This is a genomic window from uncultured Campylobacter sp., assembly GCF_938045405.1.
GTDB lineage: Bacteria > Campylobacterota > Campylobacteria > Campylobacterales > Campylobacteraceae > Campylobacter_B.
In genome coordinates, this window is record NZ_CALIMW010000030.1 from 1 (window position 1) to 13,415 (window position 13,415).

Annotated in this window: 14 protein-coding genes and 2 pseudogenes; 4 read left to right on the forward strand and 12 right to left on the reverse strand. The window is 44.4% G+C overall.

The window, feature by feature from the left end; all coding sequences use genetic code 11:
- The 4 genes from Q0140_RS01070 to Q0140_RS01085 all read left to right on the forward strand — a co-directional run.
- On the forward strand, nucleotides 1-204 hold a 204-nt coding region (locus Q0140_RS01070), incomplete at its 5' end, for a hypothetical protein (protein WP_297960732.1).
- A gap of 818 nt (nucleotides 205-1,022) precedes the next feature.
- A complete protein-coding gene (locus Q0140_RS01075; protein ID WP_297960735.1) occupies nucleotides 1,023-2,213 on the forward strand; it encodes a TonB-dependent receptor plug domain-containing protein in 1,191 nt (396 codons plus the stop codon).
- A 69-nt stretch (nucleotides 2,214-2,282) separates the two neighbouring features.
- Entirely contained in the window at nucleotides 2,283-2,876 is a 594-nt protein-coding gene (locus Q0140_RS01080; protein ID WP_297960738.1) for a hypothetical protein, read from the forward strand.
- Nucleotides 2,877-2,950: 74 nt separating this feature from the next.
- Nucleotides 2,951-3,886, forward strand: coding sequence for a TonB-dependent receptor (locus Q0140_RS01085; protein ID WP_297960741.1), 936 nt, complete (start codon nucleotides 2,951-2,953; stop codon nucleotides 3,884-3,886).
- A 511-nt stretch (nucleotides 3,887-4,397) separates the two neighbouring features.
- On the opposite strand, the gene Q0140_RS01090 is transcribed toward Q0140_RS01085, so the two are convergent.
- From Q0140_RS01090 to Q0140_RS01145, 12 genes and pseudogenes are all read right to left on the reverse strand, one after another.
- Nucleotides 4,398-4,847 (reverse strand): hypothetical protein, encoded by a 450-nt coding sequence (locus Q0140_RS01090; RefSeq protein WP_177388939.1) that lies wholly within the window; start codon nucleotides 4,845-4,847, stop codon nucleotides 4,398-4,400.
- Nucleotides 4,848-5,495: 648 nt separating this feature from the next.
- Nucleotides 5,496-6,599: a redox-regulated ATPase YchF gene (gene ychF / locus Q0140_RS01095; protein ID WP_297960745.1), complete on the reverse strand. Its 1,104-nt coding sequence runs from the start codon at nucleotides 6,597-6,599 to the stop codon at nucleotides 5,496-5,498.
- Nucleotides 6,600-8,060, reverse strand: a complete 1,461-nt coding sequence (locus Q0140_RS01100) for a leucyl aminopeptidase (protein WP_297960747.1) — start codon at nucleotides 8,058-8,060, stop codon at nucleotides 6,600-6,602.
- Nucleotides 8,035-8,652 carry a DedA family protein gene (locus Q0140_RS01105; RefSeq protein ID WP_177388946.1) on the reverse strand — a complete coding sequence of 206 codons (618 nt, stop codon included), beginning with the start codon at nucleotides 8,650-8,652 and terminating at the stop codon, nucleotides 8,035-8,037. Before Q0140_RS01105 ends, Q0140_RS01100 begins: the two co-directional genes overlap by 26 nt.
- Nucleotides 8,653-8,654: 2 nt before the next feature.
- The gene (locus tag Q0140_RS01110) at nucleotides 8,655-9,203 is read right to left on the reverse strand and encodes an adenine phosphoribosyltransferase (RefSeq protein WP_291937052.1); all 549 of its coding nucleotides are present in this window, start codon (nucleotides 9,201-9,203) and stop codon (nucleotides 8,655-8,657) included.
- Nucleotides 9,200-9,442: a hypothetical protein gene (locus Q0140_RS01115; protein WP_297960750.1), complete on the reverse strand. Its 243-nt coding sequence runs from the start codon at nucleotides 9,440-9,442 to the stop codon at nucleotides 9,200-9,202. Before Q0140_RS01115 ends, Q0140_RS01110 begins: the two co-directional genes overlap by 4 nt.
- 647 nt (nucleotides 9,443-10,089) lie before the next feature.
- Nucleotides 10,090-10,335, reverse strand: a pseudogene (locus tag Q0140_RS01120) (RpiB/LacA/LacB family sugar-phosphate isomerase); the annotation flags it as partial.
- A gap of 309 nt (nucleotides 10,336-10,644) precedes the next feature.
- A pseudogene (locus tag Q0140_RS01125) lies at nucleotides 10,645-10,809 on the reverse strand (RpiB/LacA/LacB family sugar-phosphate isomerase); the annotation flags it as partial.
- 9 nt (nucleotides 10,810-10,818) lie between these two features.
- Nucleotides 10,819-11,664, reverse strand: a complete 846-nt coding sequence (gene lepB, locus Q0140_RS01130) for a signal peptidase I (protein ID WP_291937048.1) — start codon at nucleotides 11,662-11,664, stop codon at nucleotides 10,819-10,821.
- A complete protein-coding gene (gene folD, locus Q0140_RS01135) occupies nucleotides 11,665-12,522 on the reverse strand; it encodes a bifunctional methylenetetrahydrofolate dehydrogenase/methenyltetrahydrofolate cyclohydrolase FolD (protein WP_297960752.1) in 858 nt (285 codons plus the stop codon). It lies immediately after the preceding gene.
- 314 nt (nucleotides 12,523-12,836) lie between these two features.
- Nucleotides 12,837-12,971, reverse strand: coding sequence for a hypothetical protein (locus Q0140_RS01140; protein ID WP_297960755.1), 135 nt, complete (start codon nucleotides 12,969-12,971; stop codon nucleotides 12,837-12,839).
- A 355-nt stretch (nucleotides 12,972-13,326) separates the two neighbouring features.
- Nucleotides 13,327-13,415 (reverse strand): hypothetical protein (locus Q0140_RS01145; protein ID WP_297960758.1); only part of this gene is annotated, 89 nt, incomplete at its 5' end.

Consider the following 13,415-nt stretch of genomic DNA (forward strand, 5'->3'; position numbering starts at 1 on the left):
GATGAGCTAGAGGTGCCGATAGAGATGGGCTACAGCGGTTACAAAAGCGGCAGAATAGAGGTACCGGGTCTTGATTCTACGCATGTTAGACACAGACTGAGCGCCGAAATATGCGTGCCTGACGGCACTTGCACGAAGTTTGTGCATTATTTCTTGCCTTACAGGCATGTAGAGGGTACAGCGGCTCTGCGAGGTATTTTTTAGCTGCGAAAGATTCGGCGCGAAATTTTAAAACATAAAATTTGCGGCGGTATGGGTTAATTTGGCTGAATAAACGAGTAGATTATCGATGCCCGTAACGTGGCGGTATGCTTTATTTGCGTGGCGGAATTTTGTAGCTTGCCGTATTCTCGCGAAACAGAATTTTAAAATTTCGCGGCGCATGAAATTTATAGCGCAGCGCGAAATTCTACCCGGCAAAAATTTATGCCCTATTCCGGCACCGATAAATAAATCTGCTAACAAATCCCGCGAGGCGTCAATCTATTAAGATCCTAAATTTATAACGCAGCGATATGGGTATAAAATTTTAAAATTACCAGCAAAAATATCATAATTAAAAAAGCGCGTTACATATTATAAAATGCGCTTTGTTATCATTCGCTCTTTTATAATTTTCAGTATTTTTTCTAGCCGTTTCAAAAATGCTTTGCAAAATTTAGAGCTAGATTAAAGCTTAAAATACGCCTATTACGCATTTCTTGACTATTCAAAATTTTATACTTCTTAAAAATCAAAATTTCAAGCATTTAAAATTTATCCCTAAATTTAAACTGCAATTTAATTAAACATTAAAAATCTTTGTATTATTATTCGCCGCGTTAATAATCAGTTCTATAATCATTAAGTAAGAAAATATGAATGTTTAGAAGATTCTCTCTCTCTATGCCTCGCTGCTCTTTTATGGCTCGCTTTACGCAGAAGAGCCGGCCAACTCACAAGAATTAGGAACTATCCAGGTAACGGGCAATGTCGATTCACAAAGCGTAGCCGAGCAAAAGGTCGGCGAAACTAAAACTACTGTGCAGACTATTAAGAAGCAGCAGATCACCGATAGTAGAGACTTGGTGCGATACCAAACCGGTATCACGGCGGTCGAGACGGGCAGATTCGGCGCTAGCGGATACGCCGTTCGCGGCGTGGACGAAAACCGCGTGGCTATCACGGTGGACGGGCTTCGTCAAGCGGAGACTCTAAGCTCGCAGGGCTTTAAAGACCTCTTTGAGGGGTATGGAAATTTTAATAACACAAGAAACGGCGTAGAGATGGAAAATGTCAAAACAGCCAATATCACCAAAGGAGCCGACTCCATAAAAGCAGGAAGCGGCGCACTCGGCGGATCGGTTATGTTTGAAACCAAAGACGCTAGGGATTTCTTGACGGAAAAGAACTATCATTTCGGCTTTAAACAGGGCTATCAAAGCGTCGATAGTCAAAATTTCCACTCCTTCACCGGCGCAGCTAGGTACGGCTGGTTTGATTTTTTAGTTATAAACACCGATAGGCACGGACATGAAAGAAAAAACTATTTCTACGACATATATGATAGTAAAGAGGACAAACTTCACATAGGTAAAACTCGCGAAAAAGCAGACCCATATACCATAACCAAAAAAAGCACGCTCGTAAAAGTGGGATTTCAGCCGAGCGATAACCATAGATTGTCTATCGCGATAGATGACTCGAAGCAAAATTCCGACGGCGAGGATCTTTCTTATACGTTAAGAATGGGTAGCCGTCCGGATGCTCCGGAACGATATGGAAATAGGACAAACCACGATAGCTCTACCAGAAAAAACGTGCAGTTTAGCTACGAATATGTCGGAGATACTCCACTTTGGGACAGTGTCAAACTTTCGTATTCTTGGCAAAATATTAAGAACCGTGCAATAAATAAAGAGGGTTGCCAAGGCAATAGATGCCAGAATGTGCAAAATCCTTCTGGGATGCATCTAAATGAAAGCTCAAGCGGTTATGATATCGTAGATAAAAACAATAGACCCCTAAGCGTTGATCCGCGACCTGTCGAAGAAGGCGAAGAAATTATTAAAGATGGTTCGGGCAATATTCTAAATAGGGGCAGCGATTATAAAAAAAGGGATGGTGAAGGATATTATTTGGATTGTTCCAAAGTAAATTGTAATAAAAAATTCAAAGTATTAAAAGAAACATACGATGGAGATACTTGGGAGTATAATTACGAATTAGTGTAAAGAGAGATAGAAAAGCATACTCTTCCTGACGGCAGAGTTTACGGGACTATAAAAAGAGATCCGAGCGATATGGATACTATGACAAAGGCTTATAATCTATTTCATTTAACTCCATATACCGATGGTTACAATTCCGTCCAATACACTGATAGGACTCTAGAAACTAAGACATTTCAGGTTAATCTAGACTTAGAAAAAGAATTTAGTCTATTTAATTTGATAGATAATTCTATATCATACGGCGGACTTTTGGATCAAACAGATAAATCTATGACTAATAAAGATGGATTTTACTCGGGTGATTCACAATGGTGGGATAATATACTCTTCGGTAGAACTCCTGGAGGTGGCGTGCCAAACCCTAATTACCATATGAATGGTAGTCAAAGAAGCAATACCACTGCAGTGAGTACCTATCTGATCCCGGTGCAAACTACGACTGTAGCAAGCTATATCGGGGATGAAATTCAAATAACTAAATACGTAGGCTTCGATCTCGGTTATCGCTTAGATTTTGTAAACCATAAACCAAAATATACCGGCCATCCTGAAGTGCCAAGAGGCATCATAACCGGTCTATGGGTGCCGTATCCTTATAATCCTTACGATGGAGTGCATGGCTATTACACTCCTTACGGAGAACAAATTATCAGGAAAATTTAAAATTCCTACTAAGAGAAAAGCAATACAACAGCAACTCATATAAACTAGGTCTAAATTTAGACCCACTGGATTAGATGAGGATACAACTAAAGGGCTCCAAAGGCTTCCGCGCTCCGACATCGGATGAGGCGTATATGACCTTTAAGCATCCGGACTTTTCTATCCGTCCTAATATATTTTTAGAACCAGAAATTGCAAGGACGAAAGAGATCGCTCTTACTTTTTATAGCGAGAGAAGCCGCATAACTTTCGATGTTTTTAAGACGGATTATAAAAATTTTATCGATCTTGAATTTTTGGGAAATTTACAAGTCGTAGATCAGCAGATACCCTATCCGTTTTATCAAAACGTAAACCGAGATAGCGCCAAAGTGCATGGATTTGAGATAAATACCCATCTGGAGCTCGGCGATGTATCGGAGAGTCTAGAGGGATTTAGGCTGGGGTATAAATATAGCAGACAAAAGGGCAGAATGTCGTGCGCCAGCAACGGCTCAAACGCCAATAATTCAAACTCCGGATGCAGCAGGGGCGAAGAGGTGCCGATGAATGCGATCCAACCCCCTACTTCCGTCTATAATATCGGCTATTCTACGCCTGGCGACAAATATGGCATCATTGATCTTTTCATAACTGACGTAGGAGCCAAGAAGCGCAAAGATACCTACAATATGTATTGGAAAAGCCAAGTCGAAAGAACGGATCCGTATTGGGGGCACATCGATGCTTCTATAGTAAACGGAGAGCCCGTAACCGATAATACCAAAGGTTGGCGAAGCGGTGATTATACGGTAGTGGACGTTATTGCTTATGCAAAGCCGCAAAAAAATTTTAACTTTAGTCTAGGCGTTTACAACCTAACCAACGCCAAATATATCACTTGGGATAGCGCGCGCTCAATCAGGGCTTTTGGAACAGTCAATATGATCGATCAAGCGACGGGTGCGGGCATCGGCAGGTTTTACGCGCCGCGCAGAAATTTTAGATTTAACTGGGAGATAACGTTTTAGTCTTTGGTGCGTTTCGATCCAAAAATTTAAAACGAATTTTGGATCGAAGCCTCGATTTAATTGAATTGAGCCCTGCTTTGTAATTTACGCTTTAAATTTATATCCAATGAGCCTTTGCGACGCAAGAGCAAGATCGCTTAGTATTTTGGCATTTCTATAAAATTTTTAGCGATATAATTTTCGCCGAACGGTAACATTTTGCGCGCACATTAAATTTTATATCGCTGCTTTCGTTTCTGTGGTTTTGGCTCAAAATCTACCGCCATGCGGTATAAATTTACATTTCTATCGATAAAGCCTTTTTTACTAAGATCAAAGGCAAACTTTCATATCACCTAAATTTGCTCGCCATATGATCCTAATAAAGACGAGTTAAAAATACCGAAGACGTTTGACAACCGCACGCAAAAACTACGGCAGCTGGATGAGACCTACGATAAGGCGCACAAGACGATGCTTAAGACAAATGATTTTTTATTTATGCGTTAATACGCGGAAAAATAAAGACAAATTAGCCTCTATTTTTCTCGATTTCATATAAAATTTTGATTTTTTTACAAGCTCTTTGCAAGATGCAGAACCCTAAGGCAATATATAATAAAATGGACAACTTACTAATGCCATAAAACCATATGGGAAACGTTACGATTAAAAAAACTATTAATATAAAATCCCAAATTATAGCTAGAGCCTGTTTCACTCTCATATAATTTGAATACTTAGCTAAAATCGAAATATGCGTTATGCTGGGCGACTCAGGGGAAAGATAACAATACGTTACCTCGACTATATCGCCGTTATCAGCAAACCATTGATCGGGATAGTCGAAAAATCTTATTCCTTTTACCTCAAATGTTATATACAGTCCGTCTCGCCCCCAGTCTGTTTCTAAGTTTTCTATCTTGCCGATAATTGTGAAAAATTTCAATTCACTTGAAGCTTTCTTTTTTAAATGCCACATTATTTTCCTCCAAATTTTGGTAAAATTTCGTAAAATGCGCGCTACTTTCTGTGGCGTTCGCACTAAAATTTTAATTTTTGCACACCCGCGTTAAGATAGGCGAGAAGTCCCATCAAAATCAATGTTAACGACACGCAATCATAGAAATTCGCTAAAACAGAGCAGCGTATGCGAAAACATACGCCCTTAATCTCAAAAAGCGCGAATATGTCGATACCTTTGCGCAATATATGGACGCGCAAATTTCGATTCTGCCCGTGATTTTGCTTTTAGCTTCAGGTTTTGGCAAAAGATTCATATCTATAGTCCGTGCGCAAAATTCACCACCGAAAGGTACGGCGGATTAAAATGCATAGAATTGTAAAGTTGAGCTTACTTACGATAATGTTTAAAGTTCCGTCCTGCGCGAGTTAAATTTTATATAATTTTAAAATCGAGCCGAACCCGAGCATGCGTTCGATCCCGGGGATTTTTTATGAAATTTCAAAATTTTAAATCACTGTTTTCAACTAAAATTTTTAAATTTCCAAATTCTCACACGCCATAGAAATCCAAATTTCGCAAATTTAAAAATTTGAATCGGATGTGCAAATTCGGCACAAATTAAAACTCTGTAAATTTTAAATTTCGCTCGAATGCAGCGCAAATTTAAACGTTAAATCTAAAGTGCATCACGTCGCCGTCTTGCACGACGTAGTCCTTGCCCTCAAGGCGCATTTTGCCCGCTTCTTTCGCCCTGCCCTCGCCGCCGCACGCGATAAAATCATCGAATCCGATCACCTCGGCTCTGATAAATCCGCGCTCAAAGTCGTTGTGAATCACGCTCGCGGCCTTCGGTGCCTTCCAGCCCTTCGTGATCGTCCACGCGCGCACCTCCATCTCGCCGGCGGTAAAGTAGCTGATGAGGCTGAGCTTTGCGAAGGAGCGCTTGATGATGAGCTCCAGCCCGCTTTGCTGCGCGCCTAGGCTTTGCAGCATCTCGTGCGTCTCCTCGTTGCTTAAGCCTATGAGCTCCTCTTCGATCTTGGCGCAGAGCTTGATCACCTCGGCGCCGCGGGCGTTTGCGTATTCTCTTACGCGCGCGACATATTCGTTATCCTGCGCGATGCCGTCTTCGTCCACATTTGCGCCGTAGATTACATCTTTGGCGCTAAGCAGGCGCAGCTCGCGATTTAAAGCGATGTAGCTTTCGTTCTCTTTGAGCGCGAAATTTGAAGCGGGCTTGCCGTCGTTTAGATGCGCTAAAAGCTCGTTTGCCACGGCTAGCGCCTCTTTAGCGCCCTTTTGATTTGCTTTGGCTTCCTTACCGAGGCGCTCGATCTTGCGACCAAGCTGCTCTATGTCCGCTAAAATAAGCTCGGTTTCGATGATCTCGATGTCGCGGATAGGATCGACGCAGCCTTCGACGTGGGTTATGTCGCCGCTTTCGAAGCAGCGCACGATATGAAGGATGATCTCGCACTCGCGGATATTTGAAAGAAATTTATTCCCCAGCCCCTCGCCCTTGCTAGCTCCGCGCACGAGACCCGCAATATCTACGAACTCGATGGTCGAATGCACGATGCGACCCGGCTTAACGATCTGCGCTAGTTTGCCGAGCCTGGCATCGGGTACGGGCACGACCGCTTTATTGGGCTCGATCGTGCAGAACGGATAGTTCTGCGCCTGCGCGTTTTGTGCGCCGCTAAGTGCATTAAAGGTGGTGGATTTACCGACGTTCGGAAGCCCTACGATCCCTACTGAAAGCCCCATCTACGCGTCCTTCAGCTCTTTGGCTAGAGCCTGCAAAAAATATAAGTTTGCTCTCACGCCCGCGCCCGTCGCGCCCGCGGCGTAATAGCCCCACGCCTTTTCCAGATACGCAGGACCTGCGATATCAAGGTGTAGCCACCTGTCTTTATACTCATCTTTTATAAATTTATCCAAAAATAGCCCCGCGGTTATCGCGCCGCCGTATCTGCTGGAAGCGCAGTTGGAGACGTCTGCAATACTGCTTTTAATTAGCTCGCGCAGATAATCGTTAAATTCCAAAATGCTAAATAGCTCGCCGCTGCAATCGCTAAGATCTTTAAATTTACGCTTTAGCTCCTCGCTGTTTCCCATGATGCCGCTCGTGTATTCGCCAAGCCCCACGACGCAAGCACCGGTAAGCGTCGCCATATCGATTAGCAGATCAGGCTCAAGATCCTGCGCGTAGCTTAGGCAGTCGGCAAGCACGAGCCGCCCCTCCGCATCGGTGTTTCGCACCTCTATGCTTACGCCGCTGCGGCTAAGCAGCACGTCGTCGGGTTTATACGAATCGCCGCCAATCATATTTTCAGTAGCGCCGATGACCGCATGTATCTCAAACGGCAGCTCAAGTTCGGTGGCGCCTTTGATGATGCCCATCGCAGCGAGCGCGCCGCTTTTGTCGCTTTTCATCGTAAGCATATAATCGCTCGGCTTCAGGCTTAGCCCGCCGCTGTCATAAGTAAGTCCTTTGCCCACGAAAACGACGCGCTTTAGGCAGCGCTGCGGCTTATAGATCAGATGGATGAGGCGAAGCGGATGAGCGCTGGAGCGATTGACCGCCAAAAACGCATTCATATTCTGCTCGCGCAAAAAGTCCTCGTCGTAAATTTTAACGCTCACGTCGTCGTAGTTCGAGGCTAAAATTTCAGCCTCGCTCGCCATCTTTTCGGGCGTGTAAATTTCAGGGATCTCATTGACGCCGTCGCGCGCGAAATTTGCGGCGTTTGCCATCACGGTACCCTGCTGCACGCCGTAGTTCATCTTTTGTACATCGGGGCTACTGCCGCCGTACTCCTGCGTCGAGATTAAAATTTCATTCAAGCTGGAGTTTTTTTTATCGCTTTTGTATTTATTAAACTCGTAGCCGCCCAAAAGCACGCCCTCGACCATCGCCATCGTGCTTCTGCGGTCGCAACCGCATTTATAAAAGGCGATTTTAAAATTTTTGATCGCGTAGCCCTTAAGCGTGTTGTATGCGCTCGCAAGCGCCGCTCGCAACCTATCGAAGCTAAGCTCTTTGATCCCTACGTACAGCCGCCCGCTCTCGGCAAGGAGTAGATTGCCCTCGCCTTTATAGTTAAAAAGCGCAAACTTATCCGCGTCTTTAATAAATTCGTGATTTAAATTTTTATCTACGACTAAAATAACTTCAAAATCCGCCTCTATCTCGTTAATTTTACGATCTAGCAGTTTTACTTTCATCTCGTTCCTTTCGTGAGTTCATAAAGTGATTTTCCATACGTTTAAATAACCTAAAAAATAGATATAAAATTCCGCCTATGATAGGTATCGCAAAATACCAGTGTTGCTCGATTAGCCGCAGCCCGCTCCAGATCTCCTCGCCAAAATACCACGCCAAAACCATCGTCGCGCCCGACCAGCACCAAGCACTAAAAAGATTGATAATCGCAAATTTCTTTGCGCTGTAGCGAGTGATGCCGATACTCATCGGGATGATGACGCGGAAGCCATACATATAGCGCTGCATTAAAATTATCGGCCAGCCGTAGCGTTGCAAAAGCAGGTGCGCGATCGCAAATTTTCGGCGCTGTGCCGCGAGCTTTTTACTGATATATTTTTTATTGTAGCGACCGATATAAAAATAAAACTGATCGCCGCAAAATGCCCCAAGGCCCGCAACAAAGATACCTAGCGGCAAATTTATATGTCCCTCGTGCGCCATTATGCCGCCTAAAATCAGTGCGATTTCGCCTTCTAAAATACACCAAACAAAAAGCACGATATAGGCGTATTGGTGGTATTCTTGTAATAAATTTTTAAGTAGCTCTTCCAAAATCACGCCTCTAAAACGCAATAAACGTTTGTGCGACGCGAAAACTCGCCTAGATCGTTTAACTCGCGTAAATTTAGCAAAAAGCAGGCTTCGACGCACTTAGCCTGCGTCTGCGCAATGAGATCTAATGCCGCTCGTGCGGTGCCTCCGGTGGCGATAAGATCGTCGATTAGCAGCACCTTGGCATCTTGCACGCCGGAGAATGCATCCACATGCATCTCGACCTGATCGAAGCCATATTCAAGGCTGTATTTTTGCGAAATCGTGATATAAGGAAGCTTCTTTGGCTTTCTAATCGGCACAAAAGCAACCCTCAACCTCGCAGCAAGTGCCGCTGCAAAAATAAATCCGCGACTTTCTATGCCTACTATGTAATCAAGTCCGTAATCAGCGTAGCGCTCGGCTAGATGATCAAGCAGGAAATTAAACGCCTCGCGATCGCCTACGAGCGTCGTGATATCGTAAAACAAAATACCGGGCTTTGGGAAGTCGCGCACGGTGCGGATCGAGCGAAATAAATAGCTTTTTTGCTCGCTGCTTAGGCTTTTCATAGCTTACCTCTTTTCAATCTTGCGTTTTGGATTTTTAAGCTGCAGTTTTCGCTCTCCTCGTTTTGCAGAGCCTCGATGCCGAAGCGAAGGGCAGTTTTGAGCTTTTCGTTATCGCTTTTAAGCTTTAAAATTTTTTCTTCGCTCTTGCGGAGCAAAGCATAAATTTTAGAATTTTTTCGTATCGATAAAATAAGTAGCGCTGCAAAAAATAGCGCTAAAACACCTAATGCTATGCTCATTGCTCGCCTCCTTTATTTGAATTTGCAAAGCGCATAGTAGCGGGTGTTGCGTTAAAATAGGCAGAATTTAAGCTTTTAAAATCTATGCTAGAAAGATTTGCTTCCTTTAAATTTACGCTCGTAATAGCAAAATTCGCATCTGTTAAACCCGCATTAGCGCAATTTACGTTTTTTGGCTTAACGCTCATGTAAACGGAATTTGTAACCTTTAAATTTATAATTGTTGGGTTCAAACCGACAAAATCTTTGCGGCTAGCTTTTTGAGTGAAATTTTTCTCACAAACATTCTCACGCGTAAAATTTAACGTAGAATTTGCGCCAGTGGAATTTTTATCCAATGGAGTTTTCCCATCAAAGATTATCTTTGCATGTGTAGAATTTAAATCTATATGATGTGCACCGCAAAAGCCTATCAAGGAATTCTCGCCGGTAAAGAAGGGATTTTTATCGTTAAGGCTCCACACAAAATTTAATGCGGAATCCGTGCCGATGGAATTTTTGCAAGAAGGGATTTCGCTTGCGAAGCTTGATTTAGAATTCCGCCCATTTAAATTAGCGTCACAGCTTTGTTCCGCAAAATTTCGAGCGGAATTCTGCATGGAATTCGCTTCGTCAAATCCATGCACACAATTCGCACTGCCGCAAGCACCTAGCTTTGCGACGCGCTTAATGTGCCTACCGCCCGCGAAATCGGTACTAAAAAACGCTCTAATCATATCTTCGATCACCAGCGCGCCCATTAATCGCTCGCCGAAGGCTAGGACGTTGGCGTCGTTGTGCTCTCTAGCTAGTCTAGCGCTCGTCGCGTCATGACACAGCGCGCAGCGGATGTGAGCGTGGCGGTTTGCGGCGATGCTGATACCGATGCCCGTACCGCAAATCAAAACGCCGTAAATGCCGTAGTCGGTGGAATTTAAAATTTTATCTTTGCTCGCATTCTGGCTTACGGCTGCGTTTACGCAGGTAGTCATGCTTTCGCTAGCGTTAAAATTTTGACGACTAGCGTTTTTAACAGCGTTAAAATTTTCATTTTTCCCGCTACATTGCACGGCGTCGTTAAAATTTCCACAGCCGTTTATACTCGCGCCGAAATTTTCACTGCCGCCCGCTTCGGAATTTTCCGCGGCTGCAGCGGAATTTTTGCCGCTATTTTCTTTAAAATTTTCGCTCCGCGCGCAAGCTTCGCACTCGGCTAAAATTTTATCCGCCAGCGCGCCCGCAAAATCGGGATAATCCACACTCGCTTCGGCACTATACGTGCCAAGATCAACCGCTTCGTAACCTAAAGCGGCGAGCGCTTTTTTGGCTTGCTCCTTGGCATGAAAGCCCGCGTGATCGCTCGCTATGAAAATTTTATTTATTTGCATTGCCGCTCCTTATTTTTGCTCATAGATTAGGCTCTCGTCGTTTTGCAAGGTATCGACAAAGCGCCCGATTCGCTCCCAGCGGATCTTGCGATCGGCGTCAATACTAAAATAGGTAAACCATGGCTTGCCGACGATCAGACGATAAGGTACCGGACCCCAGAAGCGGCTATCGGCGGAATTATTTCGATTATCGCCTATCATAAAATACTCATCCTGCGGCACTTTGATGTAAAAGGCATTGAAGCTTATCCCCGCAGCTTCGAAGCTGTGAGGAATTTCGCTTAGGCTAATGGGTTTCATAGAAAATTCACCCTTCTCAAGTGCGATTTTGACATTTGTTAGCATTGAGTTTCTAGCATTAGGGTCGTAGTGAATGCCCTTAAATTTATATGGCTCTTTGACATATTTTTCGCCACCTAAAATCACAATGTCGCGAGCATCATAGTTCGCAGCAATGAACTCGTCGCCTTCATGCGGACGAAGGTAGAAATTATTCAGATCAAATATCACCTCGTCGCCGCCTACGGCAAAATTTCGCTTTACAAAGTGCATTTTTTCATTAAGCGGATAGCGAAAAACCACGATGTCGCCGCGTTTCGGACCCTCGCCTCGGATAATATGCCCGTCGCCATCGCTATCAGGAGCAACCTGCCACTCTACAAACGGGATATGCGGTGTCGGAATGCCGTAGCTAAATTTTTTAACGAATAAAAAATCACCCTCCAAAAGCGTAGTGCGCATCGATCCGCTGGGGATTACGAAGGCTTGCGCCACAAAAAGGATGACAAATAAAACGACGATAACCGTTCCCGTCCAACTCGATAAAAATTTGTAAATTTTACTTAGTATTTTCATTTAAGCTCTTTGTCTTAAGCGATTTTTCGCCGATTTTATCGTGTTGCTAAGAAGCATCGCGATCGTCATCGGCCCCACGCCTCCAGGCACGGGAGTAATTAGCGAGCATTTTGACGCGACCGCGTCAAAATCGACGTCGCCTCTTAGCTTGCCGTCCTCGCCGCGATTGATCCCAACATCGATCACCACTGCACCCTCTTTTACCATATCTGCGCTCACAAAATGCGCCTTGCCGACCGCGGCAACCAAAATGTCGGCGTCTGCGCAAAGCTGCTTTAGGTTTTTCGTCTTGCTATGAGCGATAGTGACGGTGGCGTCGGCATTTAGCAGCAGGCTTGCCATCGGCTTTCCGACGATATTGCTGCGGCCTAGCACGACGGCGTTTTTACCCACTATCTGCACGCCGTATTCCTCAAGCAGGCGCATCACGCCAAGCGGAGTGCAAGGCACAAAACCGTCCGCAAGCCCGCTAGTAAGCTTGCCTACGTTTATCGCGCTAAATCCGTCCACGTCCTTTTGTGGGCTTATTTTTTCTAAAATTTTATTCGTATCAATGTGCTTTGGAAGCGGCAACTGCACCAAGATGCCGTCGATACATTCGTCATCGTTTAAATTTTCTATCAGTTCTAAAAGCGCCGCCTCGCTCACATCGGAGTTCAAGCGGTGCGCTACGGAGCGGATCCCACAGGCGGCGCAGGCTTTCTCCTTGCTCGCGACATAGGTCTTGCTTGCCGCATCATCGCCTACTAAAATCACCGCCAGCGCGGGCTTTACGCCCTTTGCGGCAAGATCCGAAGCGGCCGATTTGATCTCATCTTTTACCTTCGCGCTTATGCTTTTGCCGTCGATTAAAGTCATTTAAAGCCTTTTTGAGAAATAGGGAATGTTACCCTAAAATTTATAAAATTTAGATTTATTCAGCGGGATTTTATGGGAATTTGAAAGAATTTTAAAAAGAATTTCGTCCTAAATTTAAGCCTATTTAAATAAGCCTAAATTTTATCGTTATTATAGACGGACAAACGCCTTGGCGCCGCTACGCTCAGGCCGAGACGCTGCTAAGGCTCGTATTGCAGGCTTGAGAGCTTTTGTCCACGAATGAGCAAAAACTACAATGTTTCCATTTTCTCGCCGTTAAACGTCTCGTATCGTCGCCCGCCGCGCAATATACGCTATGCATAATAGTAGCCTGTATAATGGTGGCTCGGCGCCTTATTTCGCTCTGGCTCTGGGACATCTTGCGGTCCGCTCCTAGAGCAGCCGCATAGAAACAGCGCCGCACACAGAAACAAAACGATCTTTTTCACCATATATCCTTTTCAAAATTTTTATAATTTTATCTTTGATTGGTTGCAAAATTTCATAAAATTTTTCAAAGCACTCATAAAAATTTTATCCCCTTTGAAATTTAAAATTTTGGCGAATTCTAACGACACAAATTTCGTCAAAATTTAGGCTTCGCGCAGCTTACAATCTCGCTAAAAAATTAAAATTCTGGCGACTCAAATCGTATTTAGTACGATTTTACGCTATGCGCGCCGTGCAAGATCGCGTAGCTTCTATTTTGCGCGTCGAAATGCCGCGCTAAATACACTGCTAAATACAACCGCGCCGCTTTGGAATTTTAAAATTTAGCTAAATTTTAAAGCGTCGCGTTTAAATTTACTCGTTACGCAGTGTTTGCAGCACGTCGATCTGCGTGGCTTTTTTGGCCGGGTACCACGACGAAAGCGCCACGATAAGCACCGCGC